The 21,147-nt window shown below is 36.3% G+C and carries 18 protein-coding genes; 6 read left to right on the forward strand and 12 right to left on the reverse strand.

Features of this window, described 5'->3' with window-relative positions:
- Positions 1–4: 4 nt before the first annotated feature.
- From mnmG to ACFQ0R_RS04485, 3 genes are read right to left on the reverse strand one after another with little or no spacing between them, the layout of a single operon-like run.
- Positions 5–1,876: a tRNA uridine-5-carboxymethylaminomethyl(34) synthesis enzyme MnmG gene (mnmG, locus tag ACFQ0R_RS04475; RefSeq protein WP_379657177.1), complete on the reverse strand. Its 1,872-nt coding sequence runs from the start codon at positions 1,874–1,876 to the stop codon at positions 5–7.
- 5 nt (positions 1,877–1,881) lie between these two features.
- Positions 1,882–2,313 carry an rRNA maturation RNase YbeY gene (gene ybeY / locus ACFQ0R_RS04480; protein ID WP_379657178.1) on the reverse strand — a complete coding sequence of 144 codons (432 nt, stop codon included), beginning with the start codon at positions 2,311–2,313 and terminating at the stop codon, positions 1,882–1,884.
- The gene (locus ACFQ0R_RS04485) at positions 2,297–5,686 is read right to left on the reverse strand and encodes a hypothetical protein (RefSeq protein ID WP_379657179.1); all 3,390 of its coding nucleotides are present in this window, start codon (positions 5,684–5,686) and stop codon (positions 2,297–2,299) included. The genes ybeY and ACFQ0R_RS04485 overlap by 17 nt, the downstream gene beginning before the upstream one ends.
- A 206-nt stretch (positions 5,687–5,892) precedes the next feature.
- Here ACFQ0R_RS04485 and ACFQ0R_RS04490 point away from each other — a divergent pair, with 206 nt between their 5' ends.
- The 3 genes from ACFQ0R_RS04490 (at position 5,893) to ACFQ0R_RS04500 (ending at position 8,964) form a co-directional block, all read left to right on the forward strand.
- Positions 5,893–6,060 carry a hypothetical protein gene (locus ACFQ0R_RS04490; protein WP_379657180.1) on the forward strand — a complete coding sequence of 56 codons (168 nt, stop codon included), beginning with the start codon at positions 5,893–5,895 and terminating at the stop codon, positions 6,058–6,060.
- 353 nt (positions 6,061–6,413) lie between these two features.
- The gene (gene gltX / locus ACFQ0R_RS04495; RefSeq protein ID WP_379657181.1) at positions 6,414–7,931 is read left to right on the forward strand and encodes a glutamate--tRNA ligase; all 1,518 of its coding nucleotides are present in this window, start codon (positions 6,414–6,416) and stop codon (positions 7,929–7,931) included.
- A gap of 70 nt (positions 7,932–8,001) precedes the next feature.
- A complete protein-coding gene (locus ACFQ0R_RS04500; RefSeq protein ID WP_379657182.1) occupies positions 8,002–8,964 on the forward strand; it encodes an SPFH domain-containing protein in 963 nt (320 codons plus the stop codon).
- 83 nt (positions 8,965–9,047) lie between these two features.
- On the opposite strand, the gene ACFQ0R_RS04505 is transcribed toward ACFQ0R_RS04500, so the two are convergent.
- The 4 genes from ACFQ0R_RS04505 to ACFQ0R_RS04520 form a co-directional block, all read right to left on the reverse strand.
- Positions 9,048–9,263, reverse strand: a complete 216-nt coding sequence (locus ACFQ0R_RS04505) for a DUF6327 family protein (protein WP_379657183.1) — start codon at positions 9,261–9,263, stop codon at positions 9,048–9,050.
- Positions 9,260–9,664: a phage holin family protein gene (locus ACFQ0R_RS04510; RefSeq protein ID WP_379657184.1), complete on the reverse strand. Its 405-nt coding sequence runs from the start codon at positions 9,662–9,664 to the stop codon at positions 9,260–9,262. Before ACFQ0R_RS04510 ends, ACFQ0R_RS04505 begins: the two co-directional genes overlap by 4 nt.
- 18 nt (positions 9,665–9,682) lie before the next feature.
- Positions 9,683–10,027: a YtxH domain-containing protein gene (locus tag ACFQ0R_RS04515; protein ID WP_379657185.1), complete on the reverse strand. Its 345-nt coding sequence runs from the start codon at positions 10,025–10,027 to the stop codon at positions 9,683–9,685.
- A gap of 112 nt (positions 10,028–10,139) precedes the next feature.
- Positions 10,140–11,678: a glycine--tRNA ligase gene (locus ACFQ0R_RS04520; RefSeq protein ID WP_379657186.1), complete on the reverse strand. Its 1,539-nt coding sequence runs from the start codon at positions 11,676–11,678 to the stop codon at positions 10,140–10,142.
- Between the two features lie 168 nt (positions 11,679–11,846).
- On the opposite strand from ACFQ0R_RS04520, the gene ACFQ0R_RS04525 reads away from it, so the two are divergent.
- Together ACFQ0R_RS04525 and ACFQ0R_RS04530 are read left to right on the forward strand one after the other, a co-directional pair.
- Complete coding sequence (locus tag ACFQ0R_RS04525) at positions 11,847–12,503, forward strand: ComF family protein (protein WP_379657187.1); 657 nt, start codon at positions 11,847–11,849, stop codon at positions 12,501–12,503.
- Positions 12,504–12,549: 46 nt separating this feature from the next.
- A complete protein-coding gene (locus ACFQ0R_RS04530) occupies positions 12,550–14,160 on the forward strand; it encodes an Ig-like domain-containing protein (RefSeq protein ID WP_379657188.1) in 1,611 nt (536 codons plus the stop codon).
- Here the strand turns inward: ACFQ0R_RS04530 and ACFQ0R_RS04535 are convergent.
- Both ACFQ0R_RS04535 and ACFQ0R_RS04540 read right to left on the reverse strand, forming a co-directional pair.
- On the reverse strand, positions 14,147–14,923 hold the full coding sequence (locus ACFQ0R_RS04535) for an amidohydrolase (protein ID WP_379657189.1): 777 nt from the start codon (positions 14,921–14,923) through the stop codon (positions 14,147–14,149). The genes ACFQ0R_RS04530 and ACFQ0R_RS04535 overlap by 14 nt on opposite strands.
- 3 nt (positions 14,924–14,926) lie before the next feature.
- Positions 14,927–15,769: a ChaN family lipoprotein gene (locus tag ACFQ0R_RS04540; protein ID WP_379657190.1), complete on the reverse strand. Its 843-nt coding sequence runs from the start codon at positions 15,767–15,769 to the stop codon at positions 14,927–14,929.
- 123 nt (positions 15,770–15,892) lie between these two features.
- On the opposite strand from ACFQ0R_RS04540, the gene ACFQ0R_RS04545 reads away from it, so the two are divergent.
- Complete coding sequence (locus ACFQ0R_RS04545) at positions 15,893–18,241, forward strand: S9 family peptidase (RefSeq protein ID WP_379657191.1); 2,349 nt, start codon at positions 15,893–15,895, stop codon at positions 18,239–18,241.
- 742 nt (positions 18,242–18,983) lie between these two features.
- Here the strand turns inward: ACFQ0R_RS04545 and ACFQ0R_RS04550 are convergent.
- The 3 genes from ACFQ0R_RS04550 to ACFQ0R_RS04560 all read right to left on the reverse strand — a co-directional run bounded on the left by ACFQ0R_RS04550 (position 18,984) and on the right by ACFQ0R_RS04560 (position 21,119).
- Positions 18,984–19,160, reverse strand: coding sequence for a hypothetical protein (locus ACFQ0R_RS04550; protein ID WP_379657192.1), 177 nt, complete (start codon positions 19,158–19,160; stop codon positions 18,984–18,986).
- 14 nt (positions 19,161–19,174) lie between these two features.
- Positions 19,175–19,372: a hypothetical protein gene (locus ACFQ0R_RS04555; RefSeq protein WP_379657193.1), complete on the reverse strand. Its 198-nt coding sequence runs from the start codon at positions 19,370–19,372 to the stop codon at positions 19,175–19,177.
- Between the two features lie 160 nt (positions 19,373–19,532).
- The gene (locus tag ACFQ0R_RS04560; RefSeq protein ID WP_379657194.1) at positions 19,533–21,119 is read right to left on the reverse strand and encodes a Ppx/GppA phosphatase family protein; all 1,587 of its coding nucleotides are present in this window, start codon (positions 21,117–21,119) and stop codon (positions 19,533–19,535) included.
- Positions 21,120–21,147: the final 28 nt, after the last annotated feature.

The raw sequence follows: 21,147 nt of genomic DNA on the forward strand, positions 1-21,147 counted from the left end.
AACATTATCTTCCCATATGTACTAAAAGCACAGATACATCACTAGGATTTACCCCACTGACTCGTGAAGCTTGAGAAACAGTTCGTGGTTTTATTTTAGTGAGTTTTTCTCTGGCTTCAAACGACATCGATTTTAAAAGAGAATAATCAAAATGCTCGGGTATTTTGATGTTTTCCAATCTGTTGAGTTTATCTGCATTCAGTTTTTCTTTCTCTATATAACCGGCATATTTGACCTGAACTTCTACCTGCTCCAAAACTTCATTGTCAAGATCGTGTTCTTTTACAAACGATTCAACACTCTCTAATTTTCGCATGTCTTGCATCGTGATATTTGGTCTGGCAAATATTTTAAATAGCTTTCCCTGTTGATCGACTTTAGAAGAATTTTTTTCTTCCAGGATGGGATTAATTTCATCGGTAGTGACACTCTGATTTTTGAAAAACTCCACAAAAGCATCAGATTTTTTCTGTTTGTCTTCCATCAACTTCATGCGTTGAGGACTCGCTAAACCAATATCAAATGATTTAGCGGTTAGTCTGAAATCAGCGTTGTCTTGTCTTAATAAAGTTCGGTATTCTGCTCTGGAGGTAAACATTCTGTAAGGTTCCTCGGTTCCTTTTGTAATGAGATCATCTATTAAAACGCCGATATAGGCTTCGCTTCTGGAAAGGGTAAATTCCTCTTTTTCCTTAACTTTCAGTGCGGCATTAATTCCTGCCATTAAACCTTGAGAAGCGGCTTCCTCATAACCTGTGGTTCCATTGATTTGTCCTGCAAAATATAAACCGTCTACCAGTTTGGTTTCAAGTGTATGTCTTAGTTGTGTTGGTGGAAAATAATCGTATTCAATGGCGTAACCTGGTCTAAAGAATTTGACATTTTCAAATCCAGCACACTGCCTCAATGCTTTATATTGAATGTCTTCTGGTAAAGAAGTTGAAAATCCGTTGACGTAATATTCTACGGTATTCCAGCCTTCAGGCTCAACAAACATTTGATGCCTGTCCTTATCTGCAAACCGGTGTATCTTATCTTCAATACTTGGGCAGTATCTTGGTCCTGTACTTTGAATAGCGCCGTTAAACATTGGAGATCGATCAAATCCTTCTTTTAGAATATTATGCACTTCTGGAGAAGTATAACTCATCCAACAGCTTCTTTGTTTTTTAAGTGGTTCGGTTTCGTTTGAATATGAAAATTTCCAAGGTTCTTCATCTCCCGGTTGTTCCTCCATTTTAGAAAAGTCAAGAGATCTTCCGTCAACTCTTGGCGGCGTTCCAGTTTTCATACGTCCAGCTTCAAAACCGATGTCTTCAAGCTCTTTCGTTATTCCAAATGAAGCTCTTTCTCCTGCTCTACCACCCCCAAAATTTTTATCTCCAATATGTATTAAGCCGTTTAGAAATGTTCCGTTGGTAAGAATAACAGTCTTCGCTTTTATCTCTAAACCCAAAGAAGTTTTTACTCCTTTGATTTCATTATTTTCTACGATTAGACCCGAAACCATTTCCTGATAAAAATCTAAGTTCTCGGTTTGCTCAAGCCGCTCTCTCCAATGCTGAGAAAACAGCATTCTGTCACTTTGCACTCTTGGACTCCACATCGCAGGTCCTTTTGACTTGTTAAGCATCTTAAACTGTATAGCGCTCGTATCAGATACCAAACCGCTATATCCTCCTAGTGCATCTATCTCTCTTAAAATTTGTCCTTTTGCAATGCCGCCCATAGCCGGATTACATGACATTTGCGCGATGTTCTGCAAATTCATGGTCACAAGCAGAGTGCTGCTTCCCATATTTGCTGCTGCCGCTGCTGCCTCGCTTCCTGCGTGACCAGCTCCTACTACAATAACATCATACCTATCTTTAAACATAACTTCTATTTTTGTTCCACGTGGAACAATTCCATTTTTTTAGTTTCTAAAGCTCTCATTTCAGCTTTTAATTCTTTTGAGGAATCACCATAGCCGCAACAATGTAAAACGCCATGAACTAAAACTCTTCTCAATTCATCTTTAAATTTTACTTTAAAGTCTTTAGCGTTTTCCTTCACACGATCTATGCTGATATAAATTTCAGCTGAAATTAAATCCTCTTCAGAATAATCAAAAGTGATAATATCTGTAAAGGTATCGTGATCTAAATACCTTTGATTCATGAATAATAAATCCTCATCACTGCAAAAAATATAGTTGACTTCTCCTGCTTTTTGGCCTTCGCTTTTGATCACAGATTCCAACCATCTTGAATGCTTCTTCTTTTGAGTTAATTCAAAATCAGTTTTACTGTAAAAATTAATCGGATTTTCCATCGAAGTAAATATTAATCAGCTTTTTATATTCAGGCTGCAAAGGTAATTGTTGTCGGTTTAAAATCTCAGTTGTGTTAAAATATTCTTTAGCCTTTTCATTCCAGTTCGTAGATTTGGATTTTAAGTCTTTTTTTCGAGTTTCTGCTTCGCGTTCTTCATCCTGACCTTGCTGATTTGCCGCTTTATCTAGTTTAAGCAATTGATGATTTACATTTTCCATTTGCTTCAATAAATCACTACTAAAGCCTTTCATCAACAATTCCTGTTCCAGCTTATCCAAACTTTTATTGAGTTCGTTGGCATTATCTTCCAAGCCGAGCTCTCTAATTCTATCTTCCAATTGGTTTCTCAACTTTTGCTGTTGTTTGTAGATTTGATAAATCTCGCCACTCATTTGTTCTTGCTGTCCTCTACTTCCTTCTTGTTTTCCCCCTTCTTTTTCTCCATCACTTCCATTGCTACCATCTTCTCCTTGCTGACCTTGTTCTCCTTCTTTACCTTCTCCCTCTTCACCAGATTCTCCTTGTTCAGGTTGTTTACCATCTTCACCGTCTCCTTTCTGCATTTGTTCTTTTAGCTCCTCATGAGACTTGATGATGTCCGATAGTTGTTCCCCAGGTTTTCCACTACCTGGCTTTGGTTGACCAACTCCACTCATTTGATTTTGCATCTGGTCTAAAGCATCGTCCAGCATGTTTGATAATTCATTGGCATACATCATCGTGTATTGTTGACTACTAGTTCCCAGTCGCACTTCATTTTCTGCAAGACGCTCCAACGATTTTTCTATATTGAAATTGATATCAGAAATTTTATCATTAATACTTTCTTGAATCATTGGTGTTCTCATGGCGAGTGCATACAAACTATCATCGACATGCTTGAAGTTCTCTCTCAATTCAGATTGCCTTTTTAGTTTCGATGCATAAGCAGGATTAGAATTAGAGATACCTTTGAATTCTTCCATTAAACCTTCTTGCTCAACAGAAAATATAATAAGATTATCCAAAATCTGCCTTAGCATTTCGGCATCTTCAGAAGCCTGTTCCATGCTGGAGGATGACATAGAATCTTTCATTTTTTGAGAAAGCGATTTCATCTTTTCGGAAGCGTCTTTTTGCTTTTGCTTCCCGTCATTTTTGTTGGATTCTTTTTCCTCAGCATCTCCATTTTCAGATTCTGAAGATTCTAGTTTTTCCTTAGCCTCCTCCTGGTCCTGGTCAATTTCTTCGCTCAATTCTTCATCGCTACCAAGTTCCATAGGCGCCTTTAAGCCTTCATTTTTCTCATCGAGCTTCTGCAATTCTTCTTTGATCTCATCAAATTTCTTATTGATGTCTTCCTGAGCTTCAGAAGAATTTTCCTCAGACTCCGATAAGTCATCTTGCTCTCTGGCCAGATTTTCTATTTCCTCGGCTAGCTTCTCCGCCTTTTTTTCAACATAAAACCGCTTGGTCAATTCTAAAAGCTGCTCCAAGTTTTTCTCCTGCTTTTCAGATTCTCGATCGTAAGCCTCCAACTTTTCATTCAAATCTTCCTGATTGATTTCATCTTTTAGCTTCTCCAGTTCCTCGAGCATTTTTTGATTTTTTTCAATTTGCTCCTGGTTTTTTTCCAGTCTATTTTCCAGATTTTCTTTCTCCTGATTCTGCTCTTCCGCATCCAGTTTTTTGAAATCTTCCTTCAGGCGCTCGCTGTAATTTTTCATCATTTCCATCTGCTGCTTTTGCCGTTGAATGAAATTATCGAGCTTTTGCTTTTCGGTGTAATCCAGATTTCTTTCTTTCTTTTGCTTATTTTGAAGGTCTTTTATTTCCTTAGAATTTTCCTTGCGCTGCTGCAATTCTTCAGAGAGTTTTTCAACCGAGGTATTTTGTCTTTTCAAATTTTCAGAAGACTCTTCAAAATCTGTTTTTTTACGGTAAGAAAATACTTCAGATTTGCTGGATTTTCTACCGTTCACCGCGTCGTTATCAAAGACTTCAAAGTAGTATTGGTATTCTGTTCCAGGCTTTAGTTCCAGACCCTCATTAGGAAAGGCATAAGAAAATTCAGAGTAATTTGCTTTTGATAAGTCAAGCGGCTTTTTGGTTTTATCTTCCTGATTATCAATAGTGTAATAAACAATTTGTAGCTTGGTTAATCCGTAATCATCTGTCAATTTTCCGAAGAAATAAGACTGTTCCGTAAGCAAGGTATCTTTCTTTTGCTGCAGTTTCAGCTTAGGAAATTCATCCTTAACGACTTCTATGGAATAGTTGAGGACATCGTAGTTTTTGAAGTTAGAGTTGGAGGTAGCTATGGAGTAGTTTTTGCTTCTCTTCTGAATTTGTCTCAAGGTAAATTCAGAGTTTTCCACAGCAAATCTGAGCGTATCTGCGTCACTCAAAAAATCGACCTGGTCTGTCGTTTCCGTAGAGATGATCCATTCAATTTGTGTTCCTTCCGGGACTGAAACGTTACCCGTTCCCGATATTGATTTGTTGCTTTGGTTGATGTAGTCAGGATAATTCAGGTTCATTTTCATGTCCTTCACTACAGGAATATCCAAAGCATGGAGTTCATAGGTTGGGGAAGTCACCTTGTTGGCTTTCAACTGAAACGGTTTAGCCTCAGACACATTTTTGAAAGTGTAGCTGTAAATGCCGTTGGACTCTTGAAGCCTGACTTCTTCCCCATCCACCGAAATAAAAACATCTTCTGGTTTTACCTCGCCCAGTGTTTGTACATTCAGTTGAAAGGATTGTCCTTTTTTAGCATCGAGATTTTTATTCAGAATAGAAAATTGAAAAGGCGCTGGCGCCTCATAAGCCGTATTGTAATTTACAATACGCTTGTAACTGTAAGAAAAGGAATCGCCAAAGCCAGACACCCAAATGGCCAGCAGAACCAAAACGAGAATCACCAAAAACCGCAGATACTTGACATTCTGTTTAAAATCAATCGCCAACTGAAACGGAATACCTTTAAGGGCTTTGGCCTTTTGCTCAATGCTGGCAAGGACCAGTTCGTCGTCCGCCCCCTGAGACTTCAGTTGCAGAATGTTTTTTAGTTTATCGCTGACTTCAGGAAAATGATTGCCAATTTGAGACGAAGCTTCATTAAAATCAATGCCTTTGGAGAGCTTGAACAACTGACCTATCGGCATTAAAATCAACTTGAAAAACAAGACAGCTTCCGCCGTTATTATCGTCCAGAACAAAAGCGTCCTCACCCCAGAATCGAACCAGAGGAAATATTCCAGAGCCGCCCCAAAAATAAAAAGCAACAGGCTGAACCCCAAAAACAACAACGCCCCTTTGATCAAAAGATTGGTATAGAACTTTTGGATAAAACGCTCTAGTTTGTTTTCTATGATTTTATAATTCTGCATACTCTTTTCCAATGACTTTAATATAACTCGCTAAGGTATTAATTAACCTGCTTATTTCTAAAGACTTGTGAATTTTTAACGGTCTGGAAAGCTTTGTGTGAGAGGATTGAAACGTGTAAATTTTTCCATCATTAAACTTAAAAAGATAATTTCAATTCTTAAATTAGCAGACATCAAGTTAAAACCTTGGCTTCAAGTACTATCCTATGACTTTTAAAACCAAAAGAAGGCTGCTTTTACTTTCTTCAAGTCTTGTGTTGTTTTTTATAATTGACAAGCTAGCCTTTGGCTATCTCATCATAGTCAACCTTATTCTTATTATCGTTGAATATAGAGAAAATAAGAAAACCAAGGAAGATCATATTCATCAATGAATTTTAAGGATTTATATTTAGCTCGAAGATTTATATGTAGCACTTAACAGAACACTATGGAATAGAAAACCATTTCTGCTACAAACATTTTGTTTCTATCCGAGTAGTTTTTTTTAAAAAAATCTCACAAACTCTTCAAGTTACTTATCCCATCCTTAAATCAGCTTTAGTATGATCTCTATCGCTTAGGAAGTTTAGATTTAGATAAAGCTTTAAGAAATGAATCGAAAGGTATTAAGTTGACGTAAAAAAATTCAACAGAAAAAGTTTTTAAAATGCTGTTTATCTTTCTTAAAAGTTGAATTTGGTTTTGTGAACATCAATATATTTTATATTTGTGAAAAAACAGACAAATGGATACGAACGTAAGAGTAAGATTTGCCCCAAGTCCAACTGGACCTTTACATATTGGTGGTGTAAGAACTGCTTTATATAATTATTTATTCGCCAAAAAACACGGCGGCGATTTTCTTTTGAGAATTGAAGATACAGATCAAAACAGATTTGTAGAGGGTGCCGAGCAGTACATCAAAGAAAGTCTGGACTGGTGTGGGATTTCTTACGACGAAGGTCCAGAAAAACCTGGTGACTGCGGTCCATATAGGCAAAGTGAGCGTAAAGCTATTTATGAAGAATACGTTGATAAACTCATTGATAATGGCCGTGCCTATTACGCTTTTGATACTGAAGATGAACTAGACGCAAAGCGAAAAGAAGCAGAAAAAGAGGGAACAAAATTTAGCTATGGTCCAAAAAATAGAGACTCCTTGAATAATTCTCTTCACCTTTCTTCTGAAGAGCTAAAAGAAAAATTAGAAAAGAAAGAAGATTATGTAATTCGTTTCAAAACCGAAGCGCATAAAACTTTGGAACTTCATGATGAGATAAGAGGCTATATTGAAGTAGATACTGAAGTTCTTGATGACAAAATACTTTTCAAAAGCGATGGCATGCCCACCTATCATCTGGCTAATATTGTAGATGACCATTTGATGCGAATTACCCACGTGATACGTGGTGAAGAATGGTTGCCTTCTCTTCCGCTTCATGTATCCTTATACGAAGCTTTCGGTTGGGATGTACCAAAATTTGCGCATTTACCTTTAATTCTTAAACCAAGCGGAAAAGGAAAATTGAGTAAGCGTGATGGTGATCAGCTTGGATTCCCAGTCTTCCCAATTGAATGGAAAGATCCAGAAACTGGCAATGTTTCAGCGGGTTATAGAGAAGAAGGTTATCTTCCAGAAACTTTGACAAACATGCTAGCTCTTCTTGGCTGGAATGATGGAACAGACCAAGAATTTTTCTCTATTGAAGAAATGACTCAAAAATTCGAATTGACACGGGTTCATAAATCTGGAGCTAAATTTGACCCTGAGAAAACAGAATGGTTTCAACATCATTATCTACAAGAAAGACCAGTTGAAGAACTGGTTAACCAGTTTTTGCCTATTCTTGCTCAAAAAGAAATCTATCCTGAAAAAGACTATGTTGAAGAGGTTGTGAAAACGATAAGAGAGCGAGCGACCTTTGTATCAGAATTTTGGGATTTGTCTTTTTTCTATTTTGAAGCTCCAAAAGAATTTGATGAAAAATCAGCCAAAAAAGCCTGGAAAAAAGATTCTCAAGTATGGATGCGAGCTTTGATTGCTAAACTTAAGGGGTTGGAAGATTTTTCTCAAACTAATGTACAAGCTGAAGTGAAAGACTGGATCAACACTCAAGAACTTGGTTTCGGAAAGATTATGCAACCGCTTCGACTATCACTTGTTGGTGCAATGCGAGGTCCGGATGTATTTCATATTGCTGCGTCTATAGGTAAAGATCAAACTATTTCAAGGCTTAATTTTGCTATTGAAGAATTGTCATAATTTTTTAAAATAATTACCTGAAATACTAAGTCAAAAGTTCTACTTTTAGTAACTAATCAAACAAAAAATTATGGGTTCATTCGTGAGTATTTTTATAGTGGTAATTGCTTTTTTTATCATTATAAGTGGAATTTTTACAGTTAAGCAGCAAACAGCGGCGATTGTGGAACGATTTGGTAAATTTCTAAGCATCAGAAACTCTGGTTTACATTTCAAAATACCACTTATAGATAAGATTGCCGGTCGTATAAATTTGAAAATTCAACAGTTAGATGTGAATGTTGAAACAAAAACTAAAGATGATGTATTTGTTCATCTTAAAGTTTCAGTCCAATATCAAGTGACAAGAGCTAAGATTTATGATGCCTTTTATAAACTAGAAAGTCCTAGTGCTCAGATCACCTCTTATGTGTTTGACGTAGTAAGAGCTGAAGTCCCTAAAATGAAATTGGATGATGTGTTTGAGCGTAAAGATGATATTGCTAATGCCGTAAAAACAGAACTAAATGATGCAATGCTAGATTACGGTTATGACATCATTAGAACGCTTGTTACCGATATAGACCCAGATGATAAGGTAAAAGATTCCATGAACCGAATTAATGCCTCAGAGCGGGAAAAAGTAGCTGCTGAGTTCGAAGGAGAAGCTGAGCGTATTAAAATAGTAGCTGTTGCCAGAGCAGAAGCCGAAAGTAAAAGATTACAAGGGCAAGGTATTGCCGACCAGCGTAGAGAAATTGCTAGAGGTCTTGAAGAAAGTGTTGAGGTACTAAATAACGTAGGTATAAATTCTCAGGAAGCTTCCGCTTTAATTGTTGTGACACAACATTATGATACACTTCAATCCGTTGGTAGCCAAACCAACTCCAACTTAATTTTACTACCCAATGCTCCAGAAGCAGGTAGTAATATGCTGAATGATATGATAGCTTCATTTACCGCTTCTAGTCAAATTGGTGAAGAGATGAAAAAACAAAACGAGCGAAAAGAACGCAAAGCCGCTGAAGAAGGTAAAACTGAGAAAAGAAAATAAGGAGTAAGATCAAAAAATTATTACAATTAAAAAGGGCTGTAATATTTATTACAGCCCTTTTTAAATTCAATTAGCATGGTGAATTACAATCCAAATTTTCGTAAGATTTGAGTTCCAATCCTAGCATAGATTGCTTTTTGTCCAAAAAATGAAATTAGCTCAGCTACAACATTCGAAAATGAGAGCGATCTTTTAATATAAATCAAATCTATATTAGCTTTTTGCTTACTAATTTCAGCTTCAAATTTTAAGACTTTTAAATCTAAATCTATTTCTTTTATTGACTTATATTTTTTCATAAATCTGAGGATTCAGTTTGACTTAGCTCTTTTTTAATTTCCTCTTCTAATTTATCACCTGAATTTAAAATCTTATTTAAAAATTTTAAAATTGGTTTTTCTAAAAGTTTTTTTCCAAAAAGGCTAATAATAATGAGAAGAACAATATAAGCTCCTCCAACTATAAAAAAACCATAGGAAACTGAACCCAAATGATTTCCAATAAGGAAAGATAAACCCAAAGAAATAAAAAATAAGATCAAGATCAGTATACCGATTTTTATTACAAACTGGCCTCCAGATATTAAGCTTAAAGCAGTTTTCTTAAAGAGATCTAATTTGTAATAATCAACGGTATGATTTATAGCTTCTTTGGTATCTTGAGTTAAATTTTCAAAATGATTTCCAATAGAATTCTTCATGAAGAGATTTAAAGTGAATTATTTCTTTTTCAATTCTTTCTGAAGCTCAGCATTTTTCTTCTTAAGCTCATCAAGTTCACCTTCAAGTTTTGATAACATGCTATCAGCCTTGTTATTTACTGAAGAAAATGTTTTCTCTAATTTTTCTTCAATATTTTTTTTAGCTTCAGCGGCATAATCACTGAGATGAGATGAAGTTTCCTTATATTTTTTATTCAAACTATCTTGTAGATGATCTGACTCATCTCTAAGTTGTTTTCTGGTCTTTTCACCACTTTGAGGAGCGTATAATAATCCCAATCCTACGCCAACTGCTGTTCCTGTTAACAATGCTAAGATTGTATTTCCTGTGTTATTTGCCATTTTAATTATTTTTTTTGTTTAACACAAATCTAAGATTAAATCATCGGTTTTGCTGTTAAAGCTCGGTTAATACTTAGTTGACAATGTATTTATTTGAAAATAATTTAATTTTTTAAATATTTAACCAGGTTTTAAAATCAATATCTTTTTTGATAATCGATTTAACTTCAGAGATAGGAACACGTTTTTGCACCATTGTATCTCTGTGTCGTATAGTTACACAATTATCTTCTTTAGTATCATGGTCTACAGTAATACAAAATGGCGTGCCTGCTGCATCTTGTCTTCTGTAACGTCTTCCTACAGCATCTTTTTCATCGTAAACAACATTGAAATCCCATTGCAAATCTTTCAGGATCTCCTGTGCAATTTCAGGTAACCCATCTTTTTTGATAAGTGGGAAAATTGCAGCTTTTACTGGCGCAAGAACAGATGGTATTTTCAATACAGTCCTAGAGCTTCCATCTTCTAAAGTTTCCTCTTTCAAAGCGCTGGAAAACACAGCCAAGAACATTCTGTCCAATCCTATAGAAGTCTCAATAACGTAAGGCACATAGTTTTTACCTAGCTCTGGATCATAAAATTGTAATTTCTTACCAGAGAGGTTTTCGTGAGCTTTCAGATCGAAGTCTGTTCTGGAATGAATGCCTTCCAATTCTTTAAAACCAAAAGGAAAATTGAATTCAATATCAGTTGCCGCATTGGCATAATGAGCCATTTTCTCGTGATCGTGGAACCTGTAATTTTCTTCGCCAAGGCCTAAAGATTGATGCCATTTTGTTCTAACTTCCTTCCAATGCTCAAACCATTTAAGCTCATCTCCAGGGCGTACAAAATATTGCATTTCCATTTGTTCGAACTCACGCTGACGGAAAATAAACTGCCTGGCTACAATTTCATTTCTAAAGGCTTTTCCTATTTGGGCAATGCCAAAAGGAATCTTCATACGGCCGGTTTTCTGGACGTTCGAAAAATTTACAAAAATACCCTGAGCTGTTTCTGGTCTCAAGTATAAATCTGAAGCAGATTCTGCTGAAGCACCAAGTTTGGTTCCAAACATCAAGTTGAATTGTTTGACGTTGGTCCAATCTCTAGAACCGCTAACAGGACAGGCAATTTCGAGTTCTTCGATAAGCGCTTTTACATCTGCAAGATCTTCATCGGTAAGGGATTTTGCCAAACGCGAAAGAATTTCTTTTGACTGCGCTCTGTATTTGACCACTCGTGGATGCGTACTGACGAATTCTTGTTCATCAAACTTATCTCCAAAGCGTTTCCTAGCTTTAGCAATTTCTTTTTGAGCTTTTTGTTCTATTTTTTCTACGTAATCTTCTACCAAAACATCTGCACGGTATCTTTTCTTGGAATCCTTATTATCTATCATAGGATCATTGAATGCATCCACATGACCAGAAGCTTTCCAGGTGTTGGGGTGCATAAGGATAGCTGCATCTAAGCCTACAATCTCCTCATGGAGTTGCACCATGCTTTTCCACCAATACGCTTTGATGTTGTTTTTCAGTTCTACACCGTTTTGTCCGTAATCGTAAACCGCACTTAAGCCGTCATAGATTTCGCTGGAAGAAAAAATATACCCATACTCTTTGGCGTGGGATATTACGTGTTTGAATTTGTCTTGTTCTTTTGCCATGAGACAAAAGTAAAAAAACAAGGCTTTATTTTAAGAGTTAGTCGATAAATTATTGCTCCAATATCAGCTTTAAGTGCTCAATTTATATTTTAATTCAACTAGTCTGATTTTTTGCTAACTTTAAAGCAACCAATTTATTATCAGATGCTTCAGGATTTCAAAAACTTTTTGTTTCCAAAACTCTGTGCTTGTTGTGAAACTGCATTATTGAAGGATGAAACCTCAATTTGTACATTTTGCAGGAATGAACTTCCGCTCTATTCCAATTTTTTTGACGGTGATCACGATTTGCATAAAATTCTTTACGGTCGAGTTCTACTGGATCAGGCTGTGAGTTTATTTTATTTTGAAAAAAAAGGAATTATTCAAAACCTAATCCACGATTTAAAATACAAAGGAAATGAAGAATTGAGCTATCATCTTGGCGAATGGCTTGGGGAATTATTAGTAGATAGTGGATGGAAAAATAAAATAGACGTTGTCTTGCCTGTTCCATTACATAATCAACGTTTTAGGCAAAGAGGCTACAACCAAGTGGAAGGTTTTGGAAAAGAAATAGCTAAAAAACTCTCTGCTGTTTATAATGATACTTTGCTAAAAAGAAGGTCTAATTCCAAAACACAAGTATTCAAAAATAGATTGGCTAGAACAGAAGTCGTTCAAAATCATTTTTATGTTGAAAAACAAGCAGTTTTATCTGATAAGTCTGTATTATTGGTAGATGATTTAGTCACTACTGGCGCTACATTAGAGGCTTGTTATCTGGCCTTAAAAGATGCTGGAGTTAACAATCTAAACATTGCAACTATAGCGGTAAGCAAATAATTAAATCTATATTTTGTTGTTTATTTGCATAAACTTAATTCTAAATATGAAAATTCATTTTTTCAAATTCCTTTCTGTTGTTGTTTTAGTAATTACCATTTCATCTTGCGCACAACGAGGCAGGCCAGATGGAGGTCCTATAGATGAAGACCCTCCAAAGGTTGTGAATTCTAATCCTGAAAATTATTCAACCAATTATAATAAAAAAGAAGTAGTTATCAACTTTAATGAATATGTGAAACTTGAAGATCCACGTCAACAAATTATCTTTTCTCCACCTATAGAACCTAGACCTAATATTTATCCACTAGGTCCAGCCAGCAGGTATGTAAGACTTGAAATTCCAAGAGATTCACTTGATGACAATACTACTTATACTGTAAATTTTGGAAACAGCATTGAAGATAATAATGAGGGAAACAAACTCTCTTATTTTAAATATGTGTTCTCAACAGGAGATATTGTGGATTCTCTTCAGGTAGAAGGAAATGTTTTTGATGCTTATAGCAGAGTTTCTGATGAAAATATTTCTGTAATGCTATACCCTTTGGATTCTACCTATTCAGATTCGGTTGTGTATAATAAAATACCTCGATACATTTCTTTTGTGAGAGATTCAACCTCACTTTTCAGTCTTGATAATTTGAAACCAGGCAATTATAAAATGGTAGCTATTGCAGATAAAAACAATAACTACAAATTTAATCCGGCGCAAGACAAAATCGGGTTTGTTGAAGACACTGTTAAGATTCCAACCAATCAACTTTATGATATTTTGGTTTTTAAAGAAGAATTAGATTTTGAAGGATTTCGTCCAAAGCAAATCTCAAAACAACATTTTGAATTTGGTTTTCAAGGGAGGTTAGAAGATTATCAAATCGATCTGCTTTCTGAAACTTCCGAGCCATTTCAAGCCAAATATTTTAAGGATGAGGAAACTGATACGATTCATTATTGGTACAAACCTTATTTAGAAAAAGATAGTTTACTTTTCACATTTAGAAATCAAGGAAGAACAGATACTTTAGAAATAAGACCGAAACAAATCGAAGAGGATTCTTTAAAAATTTCAGAAGTAAAAATTAATAAAAATAAACTTTTGGCCGATTTTAAATTAAAAGCCAACACGCCTTTCTCAACTTTTGAAAAAGATTCAATCCGGATGATGACACAAGATTCTATTCCAGTAGAATTTGACCTGATGATAGATACGTTGTATAATCATTTGATATTTAAGTTTGAAAAGCAAGAAAAAACCTCTTATAAAATCGATCTTTTTCCAGGAGCTGTTACAGACTTTTTTGAAACTACAAATGATAGCTTGAACTATTCTTATAATACGAGAGCTATTGAAGATTTTGGAAATTTACAACTGACAATTACAAATGTAGAAGAATTTCCTATCATTGTAGAACTCGTCGATGATAAAGGAAAAGTAATATCTTCCGTTTATGAAACAGAAAAAAATACAGTTGATTTTAGGTTGATAGAACCTGGTTCTTATTATATAAGATTGATTTATGACCTCAATGCCAATGGTAGATGGGATACTGGCGATTTTCTTGAAGGGTTAAAACCAGAACCGGTGCTTTATGAGAATCAACCAGTAAAAATAAGGGCGTATTTTGATGAAATTTTGACTATTACTTTATACTAAAACTGTCTTTATCTCTTAAGAATCCTAATTTATCTCTTAGTCTGTACAGATGGGATTTTTCCAGAGTCACTGTTTGTATAGCTTCCTCTTCTGGGTCATGTTCACTTAAGCAATTTCCTAATGCATCATAGGCTGAAGAATGGCCCACGTATGGAAAATCATTTCCGTCGGTGCCAATAATGTTTAGCCCAATGCAATAACTCATGTTCTCAACAGCTCTGGCCTGCAATAGAATATCCCAGGCAGAAACACGTTTTTCTGGCCAGTTGGCCACATAAATCAAAGCATCATAATCATCTTTATTTCTTGCCCAAACTGGAAAACGAAGATCATAACAAACCTGTAAACATATTTTCCATCCTTTATAATCTACGACACATCTTTCTTTGCCAGGCGTATAGGTTTCATGTTCTTTAGCCAGGGTAAACAAGTGTTTTTTATCATATTTAGAAACCTCTCCGTCCGGTTCTACAAAAAACATTCTGTTGAAATAGTTTCCGTTTTCTTTTATCATAGCACTTCCAGTGATGGCAACTTGAAACTTTTTGGATTGAGCTTTCATCCATCCCAGAATCTCCTCTACTTCTTCAGCGTTGGCTTCAGCATTCATGGAAAATCCGGTGGTAAACATTTCTGGAAGAATGATTAAATCTGTATCCTGAGGACACTCAGTAAGCTTTTGTTCAAAATGAGCTTTATTAGCCTTTGGGTTTTCCCAGGTGAGTTCGGTTTGTATGTACGTGACTTTAAGTGATTCGCTCATAATTCAATAGGTTTTTGTCATGTTTTCGTCAACAACAATAATAAAATTTGCTTTGTTGAGATGTTCTTTTTCAAGAACATTTAATTCCGTCTGTTCAACAGTTGAAAATGTTAGAATATTGAGGTTTTCTCTGTAGGTTTTAAGATACCAGTAAATGCCTTCAAAATCATTGGAATGGTAGCTGCCGTTGAGGTGAAAAAATACTTGATTGGGCTGTAAGTTTTTCAGAATAAAATGTGCCATGGTTGCATCTTTGATGGCCTGAGCTTTTACAAGGTCCTCGCCGCCGTGACCACCCATCATGTCCAGCATATTCTGGTAAGAACTCAATTTAATACTAAAAGGAATGGGTAATGGAGCCATAAAATCATATTCACCCTGAGAAAGCGAATCTAAAGCTGAAAAGCCTCCGTTTTTATAAACTTTAGTGGCATAAGGTCTTGGAATATTAGTAGCTATAAACGGCGTTGAGGTTGATTTTGCAAACTCCACAACTGGTTTATAGTCTGTTGAATAATTTCTCCACACTCTCGCCTTTTTTCTGAATTCATTTTCTGCTAAACTATCACTGAGATAAAGGTTTATTGAATTCTGCGTGTCGGTTTCAAACATTTCGGCACCGATAACAAGGTTGATGTTGTTGTTTTTTAAATCTGAAATCAGTTCAAACTGAAGCCAGTGCGAAATCGGATTGTTATGAAATTCTCCAAAAAGTACAATATCCGTTTTAGAAATGCTATCCAAAATCCTTTGATAACTCATTGATTCACCTTTCTGACTAAAAAGAGCAAAGGCTTTTTTGTCTTGAGAAAAACCACTTGCAAAACTGAATACTATTAAAAGCATTAAACTTTTTTTGAAATTTCTGGTCATAGCATCATTATTAAGGTTTAAAGTTAGTAAGATTTGAACTCTTACCTTTAACTGAAAACCTGCTATATTTGAATAATTCTCAAAATTAAATATTTCATGGCTCTATCATTACGATTTCTTATTCTTACGCTTTTAGCAAGTCTTACAGGATTTGCACAATCCGATTTATCTGTTCAAAAAATCATGCGGGACCCCAACTGGATGGGTACTTTTCCTTCTGCTGTTGAATGGAGTGAACAATCCAATGTGATTTATTTTGATTACAATCCAGAAAAAAACGTATCAGATTCACTTTACAAAGTCAGATTGAACAATACTTCAGCCATCAAAAAAGTAAGTTTGGAGAAAAAAGCGATGGTTTCTCCGTACGGGGATTATAACGATAAGCGAACCCAGAAGCTGCTTACAAAATCCGGTGATTTGTATCTTCATGATGTCAAAAAGAATAAAACGGAACTTGTTTTAGATTTGGGTGAAAACATTCAAAGTCCTAAGTTCATTTCCGATTTTGAATATGCATTTATCAGTAATAATGATCTCTATGTTTATAATGTTGATCTAGGACAAATTCATAAGAAAACCAACATAGAATCTGGAAGCTCCAATGATAAGGAATCCAAAAAATCTGAAAAAAACCAATGGATAGAGGATGAAAACTTGAGTTTACTTGAAGAAGTCAGAACTCAAAAAGAGACCAGTGAATTAAGAGACAAAAATCGAGAATTATTGACCGATGATGAGTACACGTTTTACCTTGATAAACAACACGCTTTCAACTTCAACATCAGTGAAACTGGAAATTTTTTGACTTTCCAAACTTATACACCCGATTCACCAGAAAATACAATCGTTCCCAACTATGTCGATGCTTCAGGTTATACCGAGCCATTGAATACAAGAAGTAAAGTCGGCGATCAAACTGCTCAAAGAGATTTATACCTGTATCATATTCAGAAGGATACCGTATTTAAAATTGATGTGTCTTCCCTTCCGGGCATCACCGATTTGCCAGGATATACTGAAGATTACCCCGACAGAGAATGGGAAGAAAAACAGAGAGCAGTGAGCTTTTCTGATGTTGAATTTTCATCTAACGACCAGCACGCCGTCGTATCCATTAGAGCTCAGGATAACAAAGATCGCTGGATTGCTCTTCTGAATTTGAACGATGGAAGTTTAGAAGTTTTAGACCGACAACATGATGAGGCTTGGATTGCAGGACCAGGCATAGGCAGTTATTACGGTGGCGGAACTTTAGGCTGGCTGGCCGACGATCAGCATGTGTACTACCAGTCGGAAGCTACAGGTTATTCGCATCTATATCTTCATAATGTAGAAAACAATACTCAAAAGCAACTGACTAAAGGCGATTATGAAGTTTTTAGTCCGCAACTGTCCAATGATAAAAAATCCTGGTATTTCACCTCTTCTGAAGTGCACCCTGGTGAACGTCATTTTTATAAAATGCCGGTTATGGGAGGAAAAGCTACGCAGTTGACGTCTATGGAAGGTAAAAACAGCGTGATCTTATCTCCAGATGAAAAGCAAATGGCGATTGTGTATTCCAATTCCAATTCACCAGAAGAATTATATCTAAAGAAAACCAAAGCCAATGCGGAGGCCAAGCAACTCACAGACGGTCAGTCTGAAGCTTTCGAAGCCTACAACTGGAGAACGCCAGAGCTGATTCAATTTGAAGCTGAAGATGGCGCTCAACCTTACGCCAGGCTTTACAAACCCGAAGAAAGTGTAGATAAAGGTGCTGCTGTCATCTTTGTGCACGGTGCGGGTTATTTGCAAAATGCCCACAAATGGTGGTCGAGTTACTTTAGAGAATATATGTTCCATAATTTGTTAACCGATTTGGGTTATACCGTTTTGGATATCGATTATAGAGGAAGTGCTGGCTATGGCAGAGACTGGCGAACTGGCATCTACCGCCATATGGGAGGTAAAGATTTATCAGATCAGGTCGACGGTGCCAACTACCTTGTTGAAAATCACGGTGTCAATCCAGATAAAATTGGCATCTATGGTGGGAGTTATGGTGGGTTTATCACCTTGATGGGAATGTTTAATGAACCGGACACCTTTGCCGCTGGTGCTGCCTTAAGGTCTGTGACCGACTGGGCGCATTATAACCATGGTTACACGTCTAATATTTTAAACGAGCCCCACCTGGATCCTATTGCTTACAGACAATCTTCACCGATTTACTTTGCTGAGGGATTAGAGGGCTATTTATTGATAGCTCACGGCATTATTGATACCAATGTGCATTTTCAGGATGTCGTTAGACTCTCACAACGCCTTATTGAGCTGGAAAAAGAGAATTGGGAACTAGCTGTCTATCCCATCGAAGGTCATGGCTTTACCCAGCCTAGTAGCTGGACAGATGAGTATAGACGAATTTTGAAGCTTTTTGAAGAGACGATTGGGAGATAGAGATAAGAAGTAAGATTTAGGACATAAGATTTTAGACAATAGACGTAAAAGAGGAAACAAGAAACAGGAAACAGGACAACACAAACCTCACAAACCATATAGCGTACTTAAAGGCACGCCGGCTTAGTTGACGTTTTAGGTTTTACCTATAGGATAGTCTCTAGCGGGACAGGCTCTATGTTTTTAGTCCAAGTTTTAGAGTTAGGCTTAGCTTTATAGCTTCAAGACTTTACAAACGAACCTTTATACAAAACCTTACGTTGGAATTGTCTCGTTAGAGACTTTATATCGGTAACTTTAAAGCGGCTTTTGAAACCTTGTGGCGTTAGGTACTAAATATGTATAATCTAAAAGGCACTCCTGAAAGCATATGGCGTACCTAACGGCACGCTGGCTCAGTTGATGCTTTAAGTTTTTACCTATAAGATAGTTCCTAGCGGGACAGTTTCTATGTTTTTAGTACAAGTCTTAGAGTTTTAAAATTGGGCTTGGCGTTACATTGGTTAGGAATTACACAACGTATAACACCCTTTGCCTATCGGCATTTCCCTCAAGGGAAAACCCAGACTAATATATCGGTAATTTAGCTTCCTCCCTTGAGGGAGGACTGAGGAGTATGTTTTTAAAAAATGCAAAATCAATTTTTCTATCCAAATCACTTTTATACATCTAGGGATTGGCGTTGACTTTAGAAAAAGAAAAACCGCCTTTTGGGAGGCGGTTTAAATAATAAATTTTAAAATTAGGCTCTATCAGATCTTTTATTTAATTCTAATATTAAACCAATTGGAGTCATTATCATTGAAGTACCTATTAAAATAGCCATTAATGTTTCTGTTTTATTCAACTCAAAAAATAGATAAACTCCAATAACAGATCCTAAAATTGTTAATGATAAAAATAAAAGCACTTTTCTCATATTTAAAATTTTAATTATAGAAAACAGCCAGTTAAAGCAGGAGTAGCAAGTGCATAACCTATAGCTGCATAAGCAACAGGCGCTCCAACTCCAGTACTGAATAAGGCAGCTGCTGATACGCCAAAACTAGCAATTGCGAAACCACACATAATGTCACCACCATCAAGCCCTCCATTTACATTTTCCATCTGAGTTAATTCTAAATTTTTCATAAACATAAATATTAAGTTAATACCAAGCAAGATTTAAAATTAGGCTTGGAGTTGACTTTAGAAAAAGAAAAACTGTCTTGGTTGGAGGCGTTTAAGTAAAATTCTGGACATTAAAACATATTTTAAGTGAATGCTAAGCTAGGATGACATTGGTCTCAGCCTATGGTGTTGGTTTTTCTTTCACCTGAAAAACTTTTATTGTTTTTCCGATCAGTTTTTCAAGGAGATCGGCTTTGCGGAGAGTTCCCCAGATCTCAAGTTCAGGGTCTGCCTGGGTCGTGATACGCAGGTGGACGGTTTCATCTTTATGCTCGATTTCTAGTTTTTGCACATTTTGATAATGACTTCTATCCAAACCATCGGCAATCCTTAGGATTGCTGACAATTTTTTAACTCGTTTTCGGTTGGCTTTGTTTAATTTTCTATACCGCTTATGGCGTTTATGCGGTGCAGATTTTCTATGATACCGGGCTACATTGGCCATTATATTGATTTCATCCTCTTTAAACCCAAGCAAATCTGAATATCGTATGAGATAAAGCGCATGCTTATGGTGCTTTCGGTAAGAGATATAATAACCGATATCATGCAGTAAAGCCGCAAATTCCAACAACTCCCTGTCTGATTCCTCTAATTTTAATTCTTGCTTAAATTCATCAAAAAGTTGAAGCGCAAAACGAGCAACATGCTGGGAATGTGCTTCCGCCCAGTTGCATTTACGAAGTAATTCAAAAACACTTCGTCGGCGCGGGTCTTTGAAATTGGCTACGAGGTCCAGGTTAAGTTGTTCTTTTTTGTTAGTGATAAAATTCATGATCATCCCTTCCCTGAGGGCCGCTTCTGATATTTTAATTGCTTCAAGTTTCAGCTCATCCACAAGAAAATTCACTAAAACCATCCCAGGATTAATGATATCAACTCTTTTCTCTTCTAAGCCTTTTTGATCAAGTCGTTGCTTTTTATCCAGTTTGATAAAGTTGGTGTATAAGTCCTTAAAATCAACGCTGCTAAATTCAAGTTCATTTAGACTCATCTTGGTTGGGAGGGAGTTTTTATGGGCAACCATTTCGGCTATATTTTCCATAGTTCCAGAAGAGCCAATGATGGTTTTTACATGATGTTCTTTGGCCAGCTTTAGGACTTCGGCAAGTTCCTCTCTATAGTGCTTTTGTAAGTGATCAATATCCTTGTCTTCAATTGGGTCTGAATTTACAAAGGCAGCAGCCATACGAGCGACTCCAAGTTTTAAACTATTATGATAGATAAACTTCTTATGATTGCCAATGATAAATTCAACACTTCCACCGCCGATATCGGCCATAAGTACCATTTCGTCTTTTAAATCAATACTGTATCTAATGGCTATACCAATCAATTCGGCCTCCATCTTTCCAGAAATAGCCCGAATCCTGATCCCTGTTTCTTCTTCAGCCTCTTTAATAAAATCCCCTCCATTTTCAGCTTCCCGAATAGCACTCGTGGCATAAGCCAGAATGGTTTCGACATGATGGCTGTCGCACAAAAACTTTATTCTTTTCAGCGCTTCTAATCCACGATCCATAGCGTCTCGGCTCAACCTGTCTTCCAGTCCTTTTTCAGCGAGGATAACCATTTCTTTAAGCTTATTTACTGTACGGAAACTACCATCGGGATAAATGTCTACCAGAACGGCATGAAAAGAATTGGTACCCAGATCTATGGCGGCAATGCGCTTGGTAGCCTCAGAATTAGAAGAATTGTCGCTCATTTTTTAAATTTTAAGTTTGAAAATGAAT

The sequence above is a fragment of the Psychroflexus salinarum genome, from assembly GCF_042677225.1.
Lineage (GTDB): Bacteria > Bacteroidota > Bacteroidia > Flavobacteriales > Flavobacteriaceae > Psychroflexus > Psychroflexus salinarum.